This window comes from Bradyrhizobium sp. CCBAU 25338 (assembly GCF_028128965.1).
GTDB lineage: Bacteria > Pseudomonadota > Alphaproteobacteria > Rhizobiales > Xanthobacteraceae > Bradyrhizobium > Bradyrhizobium liaoningense.
This window is the reverse complement of record NZ_LFKY01000042.1, coordinates 178,918-196,635: the sequence shown is the minus strand read 5'-3', so window position 1 is coordinate 196,635 and position 17,718 is coordinate 178,918. Positions and strand designations below refer to the sequence as shown.

The window sequence follows — 17,718 nt, the reverse complement described above, 5'->3', positions numbered from 1 at the left end:
TGCTCCCTCCCCCGCTTGGGGAGAGGGTTTATCCGCAACGAGGCAATCCCCCAGAGGAAAGAACCCTCACCCGCGCCACCGGCGCGACCTCTCCCGCAAGCGGGAGAGGTTAACCGAGAGAGCGGCGCGTCCCTTACGCACCAAAGGTACGAGAGATCACGCCACCAGCGCAGCGTCCTCGTCATCGGCGGCATCAATCCCGCGCTGTGCGGCAAGCAGGCCGATGATCTCCGCATTCGGCCGGGCCTTGCTGAACAGAAAGCCCTGGCCCTCGTGGCAGCCTTCGGCGCGAAGACAGCTCAGCTCGGCTTCGGTCTCGACACCTTCGGCGGTGATGGTGACGCCGAGACCCTTGCCGAGGCTGACGATGGAGCGGATGATCGCCTGCGCCTCGCGGTTGGCGCCGAGATCGCGCACGAAGGACTGGTCGATCTTGATCTTGTCGAAGGGGAAGCTGCGCAGATAGCTGAGGCTGGAATAGCCAGTGCCGAAATCGTCCATGGAGATGCGCACGCCGAGCGCGCGCAGCGCGTGCAGCGTCGCCAGCACCTGCGCGCTCTTCTCCAGGAGCAGCGTCTCGGTGATCTCGAGCTCGAGCCGCCGCGGCGGCAGGCCGGAATGTTTCAGCGCGTCCGTCACCACTGAGAGCAGATTGCCGCTGCGGAACTGGAGCGGCGACAGGTTGACGGCGACGCGAACGTCGTCGGGCCAGGCCGCGGCATCCAGGCAGGCGCGGCGCAGCATCTGCCCGCCGAGCGGATTGATCAGGCCGGTGTCCTCGGCGACCGGAATGAACTCGGCCGGCGAGACCATGCCCCGCTCGGCATGCGGCCAGCGCACCAGCGCCTCGAAGCCGGTGATGCGGCCGCTCTGGAGATCGATCAGCGGCTGGTAATAGGGACGGAGCACGTCGTTCTGGATCGCGTCGCGCAGCTCGACCTCGATCTTGCGGCGGCTCTGCGCCTTCGCATCGAGCGCGGCCTCGAAGAAGGCGAAGGTGCCGCGCGCGTCGAGCTTGGCGCGCGACAGCGCCATGTCGGCGCTCTTGAGCAGCTTCTCGGAATCGTCGCCGTCGCCGGGCGACATGGCGATGCCGATCGAGGCGCCGATCACCACGGAATGGCCGTCGAGCAGATAGGGATCGGCGATGGCTTCCAGGAGGCGCTTGGCCAGCATCACCGCGTCCTCGGGACGGGTCAGTCCGCCTTGCACGATCGCGAACTCGTCGGAATTGAGCCGCGCCAGCGCGTCCTCCTCGCGCAGGGTCGAGCGCAACCGCTTGGCGACACCGCGCAGGAGCTTGTCGCCGACCGCATGCCCCAGCGTATCGTTGACCGCCTTGAAATTGTCGAGCCCCAGCATCAGGAGCGCGACCTTCTCGGCGCTGCGCCGCGTGTGCAGCAGCATTTCGTCCATCTGCTGCCGCAGCAGGCTGCGATTGGGCAGGCCGGTCAGCCCGTCATGCTGGGCCATGAAGGCGAGCCGCGCCTCGGCGCGCTTGCGCTCGGTGATGTCCATCAGCGCGAGCAGCACCGCGGGCCGTTCGGCATAGGTCAGTTCGCGGGAGTAGATCGCAAGGTCGATCAGCGTCCCATCGGCCTTGACATGTTTCCAGGTGCGGCCGGCCTGTTCCTCGCCGGAGCGCTCGGCGGTCCAGGGCGGCTCGCTGTCGAAGGCCTGCAGGGAGCGGATCTTCAGCCTCTCGAACTCGGCCCGGCTGTAGCCGTAATGCGCCACCGCGGCGTCGTTGACGCCGATGATGCGCTCGTCATCCAGCGCGCAGACGATCATGGGCACGGGATTGCCGTCGAACAGCAGGCGGAACGAAGCCTCGCGCTGCTTCAACTCGGTGATGTCGACGCGCAGACCGACGACCCCGCCGTCGTCGGTCAGGCGCTCGTCGATCAGGATGACGCGACCATCCGACAGCTTCTGCTCGTGGCGCGCACCGGGCTGATAGAGCTTTTGCAGACGTTCGGCGATCCATTCGTCCTCATGACCGATGGCCTCGGGATAGTCGCCGCGCGCGACGCCGATGCGCAGCGTGTCTTCGAGGCGCGCGCCTTCCTCGAACAGATCGGCGGTCTTGCTGTAGATCTCGGCGTATTTCTTGTTCCAGAGGACGTAACGGCCTTCGGCATCCAGGAACACGATGCCCTGCGGCAGGATATCGATGGCCTGGCGCAGGCGTTCATGGGATTTGCGCGCTTCCGCAATCGCCGCTTCCGCCTCGGCACGGCTGCGCAGGACTTCGTCGCGCTCGGCAAGGTCTCGCGGCGCGCACGCGAAACGCGGCTTGCGCGCCTTTCTGCCGGCGCGGGCAAGCACGTTTTGCTTTCGCTTTTTCGTTTTTCGAGACCCCAAACTCAACTTCACTCGTCCCAGTCGCGCGCCCGGTGGCCGCAAGTCTTGAGGCAAGTGTCTGAAAAAAAAGTAATCTTGCCCGGCCGCGGTCCGCGCGAAGCGGACCTTGCTGCCTGTTTGCGCGGCGCGGCCGCGGCGGCAAGCGCCTTCGAACTGAGTCCGGCACCGCAATCAAAGGGCGATCTGGCGCAAAACTGCGCGTGCACCTGAATCAGTTCCGAAATCGCACGCGATTGCATGCGAGCCGCCGGCTTTTCCTCCGTCCACGCACGAATTTTGGTCAATGCGGGATACGGTTATTGCGGCGTTAAAAAGCGGCAATTTGAGACGCGAATTTGGGTCCGTGCGCCGCGACGTTGCGGCCAGCTCAAAGCCTCGTCCTTAACCCTGGTGCCGCATTGGGCTATAAGGACGTCAGCATGAGTCGCCGCTGCAGCACCCTCCTCCTGCTCTCGCTTGCTCTCCTGGCTGCCGGCGGCGTGCTGGCCCAGGACAAGGGCAGCATCACCCCGAAGCCGCTGCCGCCGCTCGCCAATCCGAACGACCCCGATCTCCCCGCCAAGGAGCTGTTCGCGCGAAAGCTGCTGCCGTCGAAGGGGCCGGCCCATGTCATCGGCTCCTACGCCAAGGGCTGCATCGGCGGCGCCGTGCAGATTCCGGTCAACGGCGACCATTGGCAGGTGATGCGGCTGTCGCGCAATCGCAGCTACGGCCACCCGGACATGATCGCACTGATCAAGCGGCTCGCGGCGAGGGCGCACAAGGACGCGGGATGGCCCGGCATCCTGGTCGGCGACATCGCCCAGCCGCGCGGCGGGCCGGCGCTGTCCGGCCATGCCAGCCACCAGATCGGTCTCGACGCCGACATCTGGCTGACGCCGATGCCGGACCGCCGGCTCTCGCGCGAGGAGCGCGAGGACATGTCGGCCGTGATGATGGTGCGCCAGGATCGGCTCGACGTCGATCCCAAGGTGTTCACGCCTGGTCATGTGCTAGTGCTGCGCGATGCCGCGCGGGAGCCCGGCGTGCAGCGCATCTTCGTCAACGCCGCGATCAAGAAGGCGTTGTGCCGCGAGGCCAAGGGCGACCGCGCATGGCTGTCGAAGATCCGGCCGTGGTGGGGCCACGACTACCACTTCCACATCCGCATGCGCTGCCCGGCGGGCGCCGGCGAATGCGAGGGCCAGCCGTCACAGGCCGAGGACGAAGGCTGCAAACCCGCCGATCTCGCCTACTGGTTCTCCGACGCGGTGCTGCACCCCAAGCCGCCGCCGGAGCCGCCAAAGCCGAAGCCGCCGATGACGCTGGCGCAGATGCCGGCGGCGTGCAAGGCGGTGCTGCACGCGGCGGATGCGAAACCGTAAGCTACGCTGCCGCCTCACCCACCAGTGTCATCCCGGACAAGCATCAGCGCGGATCCGGGGCCCCTAAAGCGCGATGAGATGAAAAACGAATCGTCATCGCGCCTTAGGGGATCACCGCCGGCCGAGAACATGGAGCGGGCCGTCGACCGCGCTCGTCGTCGCGCGAAGTGTCGCCAGCGCCTGTCTGCCGATTCCGGGGGCGGCCGCTGCCAGCTCGCTCATATGTGCTTCGTCCGCATCGCTGCTCAACGCGGCAAGGTCGCGTGGCCTTGTCTGCTGGTGCTCCGGCCGGGCGCCAACCTCGTTGTTCATCTGTACTCAGCCGCACAGCGACACGCAACCGACGAGGGAGTGGCGGCGGCCGTCCGCTGCCGGTGATTGTGTCGTTTCGGCACCAGCATTCGTCCGAGATGTGAACCTGAGATTCTGGGCACATTGCCCCACTGAGCTGCCTGCTATGCAGCGGGATCGGACTTGCGGCACGTCTGCCGCGCCTCTGGCGCGACAGACCGGGGGACTGGAATGCGGATTGTTCGGAAGGCGTTGGTGGCGCTGGCATCGCTGTGCGCGGCGTTTGGCTGGCTGGATGCCGCAATGGCTTCGCCGGGCTGTGATGCGATCAGCATCACACCCCTCGGCGTGACCACGCCGGGGACAGGATTTGTCCGAGGCGATACGATCACGCTCATCCTTACGAACAATTCCGGGAACAGTTTCATGTCTCTGATAGATGGTACGGCGTTCGCGGTCTTGGCGGGTCCGACCACAACGGCTTTCACCTACGTCGTGCCGGCGGATACATCGGACACGTTGCATTTTGGCGGCACGCTCTATCCGGGGGATAGTGTCGCCAGCCTCTGCGTCAATGCGCCGGCGCCGACCGTCTCCTCGGTCAGCCCGAACACCGGTGCGGCGCTGGGCGGCACGTCAGTCGTCATCACCGGCACTGGATTCACTTTTGCCACGGCCGTGGCGTTCGGCAGCAGCGCAGCGACCTCCTTCACCGTCAACAGCGGCACGCAGATCACCGCCGTCGTCCCGGCGCATGCCGCGGGGGCGGTCGATGTGGTCGTCACGAACAATGTCGGCAGCAGCACGCTCTCCGCCGGCTTCACCTATACCAACGCCAGCACGTCGGTGACCCTGACGTCGTCGCCGAACCCGAGCCAGTCCGGGCAGGCCGTGGCATTCAGTGCATCCGTGGCAAGCAGCGGCGGTTCTCCGTCCGGCACGATGACCTTCAGCGACGGCGGCATCGTGTTCGGTACCGTTGCCCTGAGCGGGGGCGTTGCCACCCTGACGACGGCATCGCTCTCGGTCGGGACGCACAACATCACGGCGACATATCATGCCGGCCCCGGATTCTCCGGGTCTGCGTCCGCAGCGCTTGCCCAGATGGTGAACGTGCCGGCCGACAGCAGCAAGCTGCGGTCGATGCAGATCGTCGCGACCAGGACTGTGGCGCAGATTTCGGGCCAAGCCATCTCCGGCGCCATCGACGGCGCGATCGCGGACGGCTTCTCCGACAATCCATCGCCGGTGATGTCGAACGGTGACGGCATGCGGTTCAACTTCGCCGCGGCCGACGATGACGGTGGCAGACAAGGACCGTTCGGGGCCATGCGGTCGCCGACAAACGACCGGGTCGACGATGCCTTCTCGGCGCTCGCTTACGCGGGTAGCGCCCGGCCGGTGACGAAAGCGTCGCCGCGCGTCGCGCAGCGCGACTGGCAAGCCTGGATCGATGTGCGCGGAGGGGGCATTCGCAACAACTCCGGCACCGCGAACGATCTCTCCGGCGGTCAGATCAATGTGACGGCCGGCCTGACCCGCAGGCTGACGCCCGACGTTCTGATCGGCATGCTCGTTGGTTACGAGAACTTCCGATATGACTCGACCTTTCTCACCGCCCGGCTCCGCGGCGACGGCTGGACTGGCGGCGCCTATCTCGGCTGGCGGTTCTGGAATCGTCTCCGCCTCGATGTCGCCGTGGCCTATACCGGGCTCGACTATTCGCTGACGGCCGGGACGGCCGCGGCTTCGTTGCCCGGCCGGCGCGTGCTCGTGTCGGCGGGCCTGACCGGCAACTACCGGCTGGCCGATGTCGACCTCGAACCGTCCGCGCGCCTCTACGCGCTGTGGGAGCATCAGGATGGCTATACGGACAGCCTTGGTACTGCGCAGACCGACCGAAATTTCTCCTCCGGTCGCGCGAGCACTGGCCTGAAGGCCGCGCGGCCCTGGATGATCGGGTCCGATCTCACCCTCGCGCCCTATGTCGGCATCTACGCCGACTACTATTTCAGCCAGGACGGGACCGATACCAACGGGCTTTCCTCGATCGCCACGGTTCCGCTCGTCGTCCTCCAGTCATGGTCGGCGCGCGTCACCACGGGCGCGGCGATGACATTCGCAGGAGGACCGCGGGTCTCGCTCGGTGGTGAAGTCGGCGGGTTGGGCCGCGATTACACACTCTGGAGTGCCAAGGCGCAGGCCGCCTTCCCCTTCTAGGACAAATCCACAGTCGAAGGAGCCATGCAGATTGCGGCGCGGGAGCCGGCGGTTGCAAGGTCGTGCTGCACGCGGCGGATGCGAGGCCGTAAGCAGTGGCATGCGGGCTGGCGTCCCCCACCGCCGTCGTCCCCGACAAGCGTCAGCGCAGATCCGGGATGACGAACTCGTTGGTTGGTGCGCGCCACCCAGGTACGCTAGAATGCCTTGCCGCTGTGTCGTAAGCTCGCGGCCCTCTCGGGACGCGCCTCCCTGACCAACAAGCCTGACAGCAAGCCTCGCGCCGTCGCGTGGCCAACGATGGGATTTCACATGCGCGTCCTCTCCCTGCTCGCTGCGCTCACGATCAGTACGACCTCCGCTTTCGCCGCCGAAGAACCCAGCGGCTGCGACAAGTTCAAATGGCCGATCGAGCGCGAGCGCGCCGCGCTCACGGCACCGGACCGCACCAGGCTCGCCTCGGGAAGCGAGCAGGCGGCATTGCCGTCCTCGGCCATCACGCTGGAGTTGGTTGTCCCGAGTGAAGCAAGGCTGCCGACGACGCCGGAGCGCGCGTCAAAGGACGGCACCTTTGCCGGATTTACCAGCGTCAAGTCCGCCAAGGCCGGGCTGTACACGATCAGCCTGTCCACTGGCGCCTGGGTCGACGTGGTCCAAGATGGGCATGCCCTCACGCCCGTGGCCTTCAGCGGCGCGACCGATTGCGAGGGCATCCGCGAGACCATGAAATACCAGCTTTCAGCGCAGCCCTTCGTGCTCCAGGTCAGCGGCGCCAAGGACAATTCGGTCTCGATCGCGATCCTGCCGGCACAATAGGGCGTTTGGTCGGACAAACGGTCGCCCTTTGACCTGACGCCTCGGCCTGCTATGTTTGCCCGGAGCGATATCCCTGCCGGTCGTAAGCCGCTGCCGGGCCCCGTGGAGCAGCGCTTCCACCCGTCGCATCAACCCACCCAACGCCGGACTTGCGCGTGCATTTTGCGCGCGCGGACTCGCACGGAGCGCTCCCCATGTTACGCATTTCAGGACTTTTCACCGCCTTCGTGATCCTCGCTGGCGCGGCCCTCTCGCCCGCCGCCGCCGAGGACAAGACCATCACCGTGTTCGCCGCCGCTTCGATGAAGAACGCGCTGGACGAGATCGACGCCGCCTACACCGCCAAGACCGGCGTCAAGTTCAGCGTCAGCTATGCGGCAAGCTCGGTGCTCGCCAAGCAGATCGAGCAGGGCGCGCCGGCCGACGTGTTCGTCTCAGCCGACACCGACTGGATGGACTACGCGATCGCCAAGAAGACCATCAACGAACCTTCCAGAGTCAACCTGCTCGGCAACAGCATCGTGCTGATCGCGCCGAAGGATGCCAAGATCGACAACGTCAACATCGCGCAAGGCTTCGATCTCGCCAAGCTCGCGGGCGACGGCAGGATCGCGACCGGCGACGTCAAGTCCGTGCCAGTTGGCAAATATGCCAAGGCCGCGCTGGAGAAACTCGGCGCCTGGCAGGCCGCGGAGCCGAAATTCGCCATGGCCGAGAGCGTCCGCGCCGCGCTGACGCTGGTCGCCCGCGGCGAAGCCAATCTCGGCATCGTCTACTCGACCGACGCAAAGGTCGAGCCCGGCGTGAAAACCATCGGCACCTTCCCGGCGGCTTCGCATCCCGCGATCGTCTATCCCGTCGCCGCGACCACGACCGCGAAGGGTGAGACCAGCGACTATCTGTCCTTCCTGCGCTCCTCGGCGGCCAAGTCCATTTTCGAGAAGTACGGCTTCAAGTTCCTGGTCAGTCCCACGACTTGATGTCTGCGGCTTGATGTCGGACCTCTCTCCCGCCGAATGGACGGCGATCCTGCTCTCGCTCAGGGTCGCCGTCATCGCAACGCTGGTGGCGACGCCATTCGGCATCGCGCTGGCGTGGCTGCTCGCGCGGCGTGATTTCTGGGGCAAGTCGCTGCTCGACGCCGTCGTGCATCTGCCTCTGGTGTTGCCGCCTGTCGTCACCGGCTATCTGCTCCTGCTGACGTTCGGCCGCCGCGGCCTCGTCGGCGGCTTCCTCGCCGACCATCTCGGCATCGTCTTTTCATTCCGCTGGACCGGCGCGGCGCTGGCCTGCGGCGTGATGGCGTTTCCGCTGCTGGTCCGCCCGATGCGGCTGTCGATCGAGGCGATCGATCGCCGGCTCGAGCAGGCGGCCGAGACGCTCGGCGCCGCGCCGTGGAAAGTGTTCTTCACGGTGACGCTGCCCCTGGCGCTGCCCGGCGTGCTCGCCGGCATGGTGCTCGGCTTCGCCAAGGCGATCGGCGAGTTCGGCGCGACGATCACCTTCGTCTCCAACATTCCCGGCGAGACCCAGACGATATCCTCGGCGATCTATTCGCTGATCCAGACCCCGGACGGCGATGCCGCGGCGGGACGGCTGGTGGTCGTCTCGATCGTGCTGGCGCTGGGCGCGTTGATCGCCGCCGAGTGGTTCGCCCGCCGCGCCACCGCGCGGCTGCACGGAAACTGACCATGCTGCGCGTCGACGTCGAAAAGCAGCTCGGCGAATTCTCGCTGCATGCATCCTTCGCCAGCGAAGGCCGTGCCATCGGGCTGTTCGGCGCCTCGGGCGCCGGCAAGACGTCTCTGGTCAACATGATCGCAGGGTTGTTGCGGCCCGACCGCGGCACCATCGTGATCGACGGCGAAACCGTCGACGACACCGCGGCCGGCATCCATGTCCCGACCTGGCGCCGCCGCATCGGCTATGTGTTCCAGGACGCGCGGCTGTTTCCGCATCTCAACGTCGCGCAGAATCTCGACTATGGACGGCGGATGAACCGCCTGCCGCCCGATCCCTCCCAGCACAAGCGCATCGTCGACCTGCTCGACATCGGCGCGCTGCTCGATCGCCGTCCCGGAAAGCTCTCGGGCGGCGAGCGCCAGCGCGTCGCGCTCGGACGCGCGCTGCTCTCGAAGCCGCGGCTGCTGCTGCTCGACGAGCCGCTCGGCGCGCTCGACGAGGGCCGCAAGCTCGAGATCCTGCCTTATCTGGTGCGGCTGCGGGATGAAGCCAACGTGCCGATGGTCTATGTCAGCCACGACGCCGCCGAGCTGCGCCAGCTCGCGACGCAGATCGTCTTGCTGAAGCAGGGCCGCGTGACGTCGTTCGGCGGGGTCAAGGTGCTGACGTGAGGCGGCGGTAGCCCGGATTTCGCCAGCACTCCATCCGGGCCACAGTGTTCCTTTCAGCTACCAGCCGCGATCGACGTTGCGGACCTCGCCCGTTCGGGCATCGACGTCCACCTCCATCCAGCGACCGGCGCGGTCGCGACCCTCGATCTGCCATTCATCGCCAAGGAGGTTCGTGTGCGAGACCGTCACGACGCCAAGATCGCTCGCGACATCGAGCGCGACCTGCATCGAGATCTGATCGCCGGTGCCATAGGCCATCGCCGGCGCAGCCGTGCCGAGCGCAAGGGCCATGGCGATCGGAAGGATGAACTTTCGCATTGGCATACTCCTGTCATTCCAAGCTGTTACGCGGCTTAGAACGAGCGACGCCGCCGGGCGTTCCGGGTTTCGCGCTCACGAAGCGGCGCAAATCTTCGGCGGTTGCGGCGATTTGGTGGCGGTTCCCCATCCTCGTCATTCCGGGTTCGCGCTGACGCGCGCCCCGGAATGACGAGAGGAGGCTAGACCCCTGCCACCGAGGTCCACAGCTCCGCGAGCTTCTTCCGCAGCGCCTGCGCGCGCGTCAGCGGCTCGGGCGTCTCGTCTTCTTCCGGCAGACGCAAGCCGACGAGATTGACGCGGCCGCCGGAGATCGAGCGCGCGACAAGGACGATCTCGTCCAGGGCGAGCTCGGCGCCCTCCTTCGGCGCGCGGTCGAGATGGACGTCGAAATAGTCGGCCAGGGTCAGGTTGCCTTCGTCTTCACCGACCTTGACGCCGTAGATCTCGGCGAGCTCGGCGAGCGTGTGGTCGCCGGAGACCATGAAGTCGCCGAGCAGATGCGGATCGGGCGCCGTGCCCGGCTGCATGTCGACGAAGAAGCGGTCGAGCGACTCGGCCTTTTCCGGTGGGGCCAGCAGGTAGATGTAGTCGCCGGGCGCGATCGGGTCGGCTTCCACCGGCGTCAGGATGTTCTCGTTGCGGATCACCAGCGTCGGCTTGGACCAGGACGGGATCAGGCCGCGGCGGAAATACAGGCTCTTGGGCCGCACCGGATAGCCGACCAGCTGCTGCTCGAGCTGGCCGGGCAGGTCGAGTTCGACGCGCCGCGGGCCGCGCTCGGCGCGCGGCAGCGCCACGTGCAGCTTGCGTGCGGCGGGCGCCAGCGTCCAGCCTTGCAGCAGCAGCGAGATGATGACGACGACGAAGGCGACGTCGAAGTAGAGATAGGCCTTGGACAGCCCGACCAGCATCGGGATCGAGGCCAGGAAGATCGCGACCGCGCCACGCAGGCCGGTCCAGGCGATGAAGATCTTCTCGCGCCAGTTGAAGCGGAACGGCGAAAGGCACACGAACACCGCGAGCGGCCGCGCCACCAGCATCAGCACGAGCGCGACGGCGACGGCCGGCAACACGGTGGTGCCGAGCCGGCTCGGCGAGACCAAGAGGCCGAGCAGCACGAACATCACGATCTGCGCCAGCCAGGTCGCGGCATCGAGGAACGTCACCACCGAATTATGCGCGCGCGTCGGCCGGTTGCCGATGATGATGCCGGCGAGATAGACCGCGAGGAAGCCGGAGGCGTGCATGATCTGCGAGCCGCCGAAGATCACGAGCGCAGCTGTGGCCACGAACGGGGCGTGCAGGCCCTGCGGCAAAGCCACCTGGTTGAGGGCGATCACGACCAGGCGTCCGCCGATGACACCGACGATGGCTCCCAGGACCGCCTCCTGAATGAACTCCACCAGCACATGGCCGGGCGAGCTCGAGCCGACCGAGATGTATTCCACCAGCATGAGCGTGAGGAAGATCGCGAACGGGTCGTTGGTGCCGGATTCCGCCTCCAGCGTCGCGCCGACGCGCGGGCGCAGGCGCAGGCCCTGGGTGTGCACCAGCAGGAACACGGCGGCCGCGTCGGTCGAGGCCACCACGGCACCGACCAGCAGCGATTCCGACCAGTTGAGATCGAGCGCGTATTTCGCGAATGGCGCCGTGACGAGCGCGGTCAGCAGCACGCCGACGGTCGCGAGCACCACGGACGGCGCGAGCACGGTGCGGATGCTGGCAAAGCGCGTGCGCAGGCCGCCGTCGAACAGGATCAAGGCGAGCGCGACGGAGCCGACCAGATAGGTGGTGCGGACGTCGTCGAACTGGAGCTGGCCAGGGCCGGAATCGCCGGCGAGCATGCCGATCCCAAGGAAGACGAGCAGCAACGGCGCGCCGAAGCGCAGCGCGAGCAAGCTCGAGAGGATGCCGGCCATGATGAGGACGGCGCCGAGCAATATGGCGATGCTGACGGAGTCGAGGGAAGCCATCCACCTTCCGGGTAAAAATCGCTGGGATTGCATCCTTATCGTCGGCGGACTCGCGCGCCAACCCATTTTCCATGGTTCGCGGCAATCTGCCCGCATTTTGCGGCCTTAACGCGCTTCACTTGACGGTGTATCGATGGTCCGGCCGCGTCCTTTGTGGGATTCTGCGCCTCCCTCGAATCAATTCCTCCCCCGCTTGCCGACGAGACCGATGGACATGGACCTCAAAGACTTCCTGGAGTTCGTGCAGACGACCGCACGCAGCGTCGGGGCGGAAATCTCCTCACCCTGGTTCTACCTGCAATTCGGTCTCATGCTGGCCGCGGCCGGCATCGCCTATGCCGCGGAGGCCGCGATTCGCAGCCGCGTCGACATGACCTCGCTGGCGATGCGCTGGCCGCTGCCGCTCCGCCACTTCGCCCGGGTGATGGTCTCCAGCGCCTCGACGGCGGTGTTCACGCTGCTCGTGATCATCTCGCGCGTGGTGATGTACCACGCGACCTGGCCGAGCCGCAGCTATCTCCTGATGGTCGCGGCCAAGCTGGGCTTCGCCTGGCTCGTGATCCGGCTCGTGACCTCGGTGCTGCGCAACGCCTTCATCGTCAAGCTGGTGTCGATCACGGCGTGGCTCATCGCCGCGCTCTCCATCCTCGGCCAGCTCGATGCGACGGTCGACCTGCTGGATTCCTTTGCGATCGTGCTCGGCGGCCTCCGGCTGACCCCGCTGCTGGCGCTCAAGGCCGGCGCGCTGCTGCTGATCGCGCTATGGCTCACCAACATTGCGAGCAATTTCGCCGAGAGCCGGATCAATGCGACCACCGATCTGACGCCGTCGGTGCAGGTGCTGCTGGTCAAGATCATCCGTATCGGGCTGCTTGCCGTCGCGATCGTGATCGCGCTCGGCGCCGTCGGGATCGACCTGTCGGCGATCGCGGTGTTCTCCGGCGCGGTCGGCGTCGGCATCGGTATCGGCCTGCAGAAGATCGTGGCCAATTTCATCTCGGGCATCATCCTGCTCGCCGACAAGTCGGTGAAGCCCGGCGATCTCGTCACCATCGGCGACAATACCGGTCGCATCAGCGCGATGAAGACGCGCTATATTTCCGTCGCCGCCGGCGACGGCCGCGAATTCCTGGTGCCGAACGAGGATCTGGTGACGCAGAAGGTCGTCAACTGGACCTATACCGACAAGAACACGCTGGTGAAGATCGCCTTCGGCACCAATTACGATGCCGACCCCCGCCTTGTCTGCACGCTCGCCGCCGAGACCGCCGCCGCCCACCCGCGCGCGCAGAAGGGCAAGCCGCCGACCTGCGTCCTGACCGAGTTCGCGGAAGCCGGCATGAAGTTCTCGCTGACCTTCTGGATCGCCGACCCCGACGGCATGGACAAGGTCAAGAGCGACGTGATGCTGGAGCTGTGGGACGCGTTCAAGCGCGAGGGCATCCGGGTTCCCTATCCCGTCCGCGAAATCCGCATCCGCGGCGGCGCCCTGCCGGTGGAAACCACCGTAGAAGTGCCGAATTAGGGCCGCTTTCGCACCCGGGGCCGGCAGGGCTCTTGTTTTGACGCGTTTTCTTCACCCGAACCGGTAGCCACTTCGCTCGAAAACGCTCTGCCTCGGCTTGCATGAAGGCCGGCAATCATTAAATTGGGGCCTGAAATCAAGCCTTTCCGCCGATATCGAGACCAGCCCCGAGAAGACCTGACACGCATGAGCTACGTCGAAGCCACCGATACCTCCCTGCGCAAGACCGGACAGATCAAGCTGCATGGGCCGAGCGCCTTCGCCGGCATGCGCAAGGCGGGCGCGCTGGTGGCAAAATGCCTCGACGAGCTCACTGACATCGTCGGGCCGGGTGTGCCGACTTCGAAGATCGACGAGTTCGTCCGCGATTTCGCCTTCAGCCATGGCGCCTATCCGGCGACGCTGATGTATCGCGGCTACCGCTACTCGACCTGCACCTCGCTCAACCACGTGGTCTGCCACGGCATGCCCGGCGACCGCCCGCTGAAGGAAGGCGACATCGTCAACATCGACGTCACCTTCATCGTCGACGGCTGGTATGGCGATTCCAGCCGGATGTATGCGATCGGCCCGATCGCGCGCAAGGCCGAGCGGCTGATCGAGGTCACCTATGAAGCGATGATGCGCGGCATTGCCGCCGTGAAGCCCGGCGCAACCACCGGCGACATCGGCCACGCCATCCAGAGCTTCGTCGAGCCGCAGGGCATGAGCGTGGTGCGCGATTTCTGCGGCCATGGGCTCGGGCGCATGTTCCACGACGAGCCGAACATCATCCATGTCGGCCGGCCCGGCGAGGGTGTGCAGCTCAAGCCCGGCATGTTCTTCACCATCGAGCCGATGATCAATCTCGGCAAGCCGCACGTGAAGATTCTCTCCGACGGCTGGACCGCGGTCACCCGCGACCGCTCGCTGTCGGCGCAGTTCGAGCACTCCGTCGGCGTCACCGCGACGGGCGTCGAGATCTTCACGCTGTCGGAGCGGCACGGCGAGAAGCAGATCGGGTGATTGCCCTGGGACTGCGGCCCGGCATGAACCGCCTCTGCCGCGGCAATTGACGGTTGCAAAAGCGCAGTTCCCCGGCAATGCTGGCGGCCGATGCCCGCCAAGTCCGACCACGACAAGAGCAAGCCTGAGGACGCGCCGCACTATCACGGCCATCGCGAGCGGCTGCGCGAGCGTTTCTACAGTGCCGGCGCGGATGCGCTCAACGACTACGAGCTGCTGGAGATGGCACTGTTTCCGGCGCTGCCCCGGCGCGACACCAAGCCGCTGGCGAAGACGCTGATCAAGACGTTCGGCTCCTTCGCCGAGGTCGTCCATGCCCCGGTGGCGCGGCTGCGCGAGGTCGACGGCATCGGCGAGTCCGCCATCAACCAGCTGAAGCTGATCGCCGCGGCGGCGCATCGCATCGCCAAGGGCGGGGTCAACAGCCGCAACGCGCTGTCGTCCTGGAACGAGGTGATCGACTATTGCCGCACCAGCATGGCGTTCGCCGACAAGGAGCAATTCCGCCTGCTCTTCCTCGACAAGCGCAACCAGCTGATCGCCGACGAGGTGCAGCAGACCGGGACCGTCGACCACACCCCGGTCTATCCGCGCGAGGTGATCAAGCGCGCGCTCGAACTCTCCGCCACCGCGCTGATCCTGGTGCACAACCACCCCTCAGGCGATCCCTCGCCCTCGCAGGCCGACATCCAGATGACGAAAGCGATCATCGACATCGCAAAGCCGCTTGGCATTGCCGTGCACGACCACATCATCGTCGGCAGGAACGGCCACGCCAGCTTGCGCGGGCTGCGGTTGATCTAAAGCGCGACGCGGTTGGTATGAATCGTCATCGCGCTTTGGGTTGTTGTTCAAGCATGATCTTTCCGGAAAACCACTGCGCACTTTTACGGATCATGCTTCAGGGCAAAATCAGAACACCTTGTTCTTGGCGACCTTCAAGTGCTCTTCTGCCGCCCTGATGCCGCTCAATGCCTTGAGCGTCAAAGCAGTCGGTTGCGGCTTCCATTCGGACACCAATTTTTCGGCCTTCTCGAGCTCTGGCCTGGACAACATGGAAGCCATCTCGTTCACGTTCTTTGCCGGCGCCAGTTGCGAGAGCTTGAAATACGCATACGACAGAGACAGGTCCCTCGGCGTTCCCTTTCCGGCGGAATACGCGCGGGACAGGCTGAAGAGGGCGCCAGGAAGTCCCTGATCGCCGGCCATCTTCCACCATTTCAGCGCTTCTTCCGAATCTCCTCGTCTGTCATACAGAAGAGCGACATCATGCTGGGCACGCGCATAACCCGCTTTGGCGGAAACAAGCTTGTATTTCAACGCTTGATCCGGGTCGGTTGCGACGATGCCCACGCCTTGCCCATCGTAGTAGCAGCCGAGCTTGTAGGCTCCCAGCGGATCGTCGGCCGCAGCCGATTTCTGAAACCATTCGAACGCCCGGCTGCGATCCTGTTGTGTGCCGATGCCGTTATTATACATCATGCCGACATGGTATTGCGCCTCGGCGTCTCCTCGATCGGCCAAGGCCACCATCGCATTGAAGGTGCCCGCTTCACTTGCATTGGCGGGCATCGAGAACACTAGAAGGCACGAAAAAGCCAAAGCAGCAAATTTCATGTCAGATCCCGATCCGCTTCGAAACCAATATGCCTTGGTCGCTCAAGAGGGAGACAAAGTTCGAACATGGCGGAGATCTCGACAATCGGAAACCGCCATGCCCGCATTGCCTGGTTCAATGCCGATCGCGATGACCCGCCTGGCCATGCAGGACTCCTTGCCGGACCGTCTCGCCCGCTAGCCGATGGACGGGCGAGCTGGTTCCCCCGAACGGTGGTCGCGCCGTGCGCTCCCGGTTCTACCGATGATTTCCCGCCGAAGCTGTAAGCCATTTCACATGCGCCGGGCCGGCGACCTGCCAGATTTCGGGAGATCACGCTGGAGTCACGCGCTGATCACGGCACCTGGTTCACTTTGGCTTGCACGGAGAGTCGATCATTCAGTCAATTTGCGGGAGCGGAAAATGATCTCATTCGAAAGATTGAAAAACGAGTATGAGCGGAATTGGGCCGGTCTCGAGATCCGGGCCGGACGCCTGGCCGAGGCGAATGCAGTCGCCCGCAAGGCCCTCAACGGCAAGGCGACGTATCAGCAGATCGAGCGGTTGACGGGCGTCCCCTGGTTCTTCACCGCGCTCTGCCACTACCGCGAGTCCAACTTCGATTTCGACACGTATCTCGGCAATGGCGAGTCGCTTCATCGCGTGACGAAGCTCGTTCCGAAAGGGCGCGGCCCCTTTGCCACGTTCGTGGACGGCGCCGTGGACGCATTCAGAATCCAGAACTTCATTGGCGCGAACGATTGGAGCATTGCGCGGATGATGTTCCGGCTCGAGGCGTTCAACGGCTTCGGCTATCACGCCAAGGGAGTCAACTCGCCCTATCTCTATGGCGGCTCGACGCTGTACGGCCCGCCGGAGGCACGGGCGGGAAAATTCGTTCGCGACCATGTGTTCGACTCCGATCACGTCGATTCGCAGCTCGGCACGGCGGTGATCCTGCATGCGATGATGTCACTCGACTCCTCGATCACGCTCGACGGCAGCCCGCAATTCGCCGGCCGCAGCGAGCCCGAGGACGACGTGGCCTCGACGGTCATTCTCATGCAGCAGGCGCTCAACAAGCTCGGTGCCAATCCGCCGCTCGCCGAGGACGGCATCAGCGGACCAAAGACCAGGGCCGCCGTCTCGCAGTTTCAGGAACAGAACGGCCTGAGGGATACCGGGCTTCTCGATGCGGCCACGGTCGCCGCGATCACACGTGCGACGCAGCCTGGAGGCCCGGTGCAGGCGATCGACCTGTCGCAGATCCTGAAGCGGCTGGAGGACCTCGCGCAATTGCTGCGACCGTCAGCCGGCGGCGCCACGCTGCCGGCAACCGTGCCGAGCAGGACATTGCCTGCCACGAATGACCCGATCAGCCTGTTCGAGCGGCTTTTCTCGCTCATCAACAGGACGGCGCCCGTGCCGGGACCCGTCGCCCCGGCGAGCCCCGCCCCCGTCGATCAGCTGAAGCAGGTCGTCGACCTGCTCAGCACTCTCCTCAACACGAGCAGAGGCAAGCCCATGCTGGGCCAGGTCAATGGCGCGCTCGGCGAGACCGTCGGCAAGCTGCTCGACGGCAAGAAGACCGCGCTCGGCATCGGCGGCTCGCTGCTCACCGCGCTGCTCTCGTCGGTGACGGCGAGCCCCAACGCCGGCGGCCTCGCCGGACTGCTCGGAACGATCGTGACCGCCGTGCCCGGCATCAGCCAGTTCGCGATGCCGATCTCGCTCGCGCTCGCCGTCTGGGGCGTGCTCGGCAAGATGGAGAAATGGTCGCAAGGCACCGCACCGCCGCCGAAGGTGACGACGTAACCTGCGGCCATCCTTCGAGACGCCCGCCTCCGGCGGGCCCCCGGGATGAGGTCGCGTTACGCGGCGAGATATC

15 protein-coding genes are annotated in these 17,718 nt (G+C 65.6%); 10 read left to right on the top strand and 5 right to left on the bottom strand.

Going from position 1 to position 17,718, the window contains the following annotated elements; translation table 11 throughout:
* Positions 1-156: 156 nt before the first annotated feature.
* Positions 157-2,328, bottom strand: coding sequence for an EAL domain-containing protein (locus ACM42_RS30640; protein ID WP_271531341.1), 2,172 nt, complete (start codon positions 2,326-2,328; stop codon positions 157-159).
* A 455-nt stretch (positions 2,329-2,783) separates the two neighbouring features.
* Here ACM42_RS30640 and mepA point away from each other — a divergent pair, with 455 nt between their 5' ends.
* Entirely contained in the window at positions 2,784-3,728 is a 945-nt protein-coding gene (mepA, locus tag ACM42_RS30635; RefSeq protein WP_271531340.1) for a penicillin-insensitive murein endopeptidase, read from the top strand.
* Positions 3,729-3,839: 111 nt separating this feature from the next.
* Here the strand turns inward: mepA and ACM42_RS30630 are convergent, their stop codons facing one another.
* On the bottom strand, positions 3,840-4,040 hold the full coding sequence (locus ACM42_RS30630; RefSeq protein ID WP_271531339.1) for a hypothetical protein: 201 nt from the start codon (positions 4,038-4,040) through the stop codon (positions 3,840-3,842).
* A 405-nt stretch (positions 4,041-4,445) separates the two neighbouring features.
* On the opposite strand from ACM42_RS30630, the gene ACM42_RS30625 reads away from it, so the two are divergent.
* From ACM42_RS30625 to modC, 5 genes are all read left to right on the top strand, one after another.
* Complete coding sequence (locus ACM42_RS30625; protein ID WP_271531338.1) at positions 4,446-6,239, top strand: autotransporter domain-containing protein; 1,794 nt, start codon at positions 4,446-4,448, stop codon at positions 6,237-6,239.
* A 312-nt stretch (positions 6,240-6,551) separates the two neighbouring features.
* The gene (locus ACM42_RS30620; protein ID WP_271531337.1) at positions 6,552-7,055 is read left to right on the top strand and encodes a hypothetical protein; all 504 of its coding nucleotides are present in this window, start codon (positions 6,552-6,554) and stop codon (positions 7,053-7,055) included.
* 194 nt (positions 7,056-7,249) lie between these two features.
* Entirely contained in the window at positions 7,250-8,035 is a 786-nt protein-coding gene (gene modA, locus ACM42_RS30615; protein ID WP_271531336.1) for a molybdate ABC transporter substrate-binding protein, read from the top strand.
* Positions 8,036-8,048: 13 nt separating this feature from the next.
* The gene (gene modB / locus ACM42_RS30610) at positions 8,049-8,744 is read left to right on the top strand and encodes a molybdate ABC transporter permease subunit (RefSeq protein ID WP_271531335.1); all 696 of its coding nucleotides are present in this window, start codon (positions 8,049-8,051) and stop codon (positions 8,742-8,744) included.
* A gap of 2 nt (positions 8,745-8,746) precedes the next feature.
* Entirely contained in the window at positions 8,747-9,409 is a 663-nt protein-coding gene (gene modC / locus ACM42_RS30605) for a molybdenum ABC transporter ATP-binding protein (protein ID WP_271531334.1), read from the top strand.
* 57 nt (positions 9,410-9,466) lie between these two features.
* Here the strand turns inward: modC and ACM42_RS30600 are convergent, their stop codons facing one another.
* Together ACM42_RS30600 and ACM42_RS30595 are read right to left on the bottom strand one after the other, a co-directional pair.
* Positions 9,467-9,727 (bottom strand): hypothetical protein, encoded by a 261-nt coding sequence (locus ACM42_RS30600; protein ID WP_271531333.1) that lies wholly within the window; start codon positions 9,725-9,727, stop codon positions 9,467-9,469.
* Positions 9,728-9,909: 182 nt separating this feature from the next.
* The gene (locus ACM42_RS30595) at positions 9,910-11,703 is read right to left on the bottom strand and encodes a potassium/proton antiporter (RefSeq protein ID WP_271531332.1); all 1,794 of its coding nucleotides are present in this window, start codon (positions 11,701-11,703) and stop codon (positions 9,910-9,912) included.
* A 208-nt stretch (positions 11,704-11,911) separates the two neighbouring features.
* Here ACM42_RS30595 and ACM42_RS30590 point away from each other — a divergent pair, with 208 nt between their 5' ends.
* From ACM42_RS30590 to radC, 3 genes are all read left to right on the top strand, one after another.
* Positions 11,912-13,228: a mechanosensitive ion channel family protein gene (locus ACM42_RS30590; RefSeq protein ID WP_271531331.1), complete on the top strand. Its 1,317-nt coding sequence runs from the start codon at positions 11,912-11,914 to the stop codon at positions 13,226-13,228.
* Between the two features lie 186 nt (positions 13,229-13,414).
* Positions 13,415-14,233, top strand: a complete 819-nt coding sequence (gene map, locus ACM42_RS30585) for a type I methionyl aminopeptidase (RefSeq protein ID WP_271531330.1) — start codon at positions 13,415-13,417, stop codon at positions 14,231-14,233.
* A 90-nt stretch (positions 14,234-14,323) separates the two neighbouring features.
* Entirely contained in the window at positions 14,324-15,037 is a 714-nt protein-coding gene (radC, locus tag ACM42_RS30580; protein WP_271531329.1) for a RadC family protein, read from the top strand.
* A gap of 108 nt (positions 15,038-15,145) precedes the next feature.
* On the opposite strand, the gene ACM42_RS30575 is transcribed toward radC, so the two are convergent.
* Positions 15,146-15,850 carry a tetratricopeptide repeat protein gene (locus tag ACM42_RS30575; protein WP_271531328.1) on the bottom strand — a complete coding sequence of 235 codons (705 nt, stop codon included), beginning with the start codon at positions 15,848-15,850 and terminating at the stop codon, positions 15,146-15,148.
* Positions 15,851-16,253: 403 nt separating this feature from the next.
* Between ACM42_RS30575 and ACM42_RS30570 the strand changes: the two genes are divergently transcribed.
* Complete coding sequence (locus ACM42_RS30570; protein WP_271531327.1) at positions 16,254-17,645, top strand: peptidoglycan-binding protein; 1,392 nt, start codon at positions 16,254-16,256, stop codon at positions 17,643-17,645.
* The last annotated feature ends 73 nt before the right edge of the window (positions 17,646-17,718 follow it).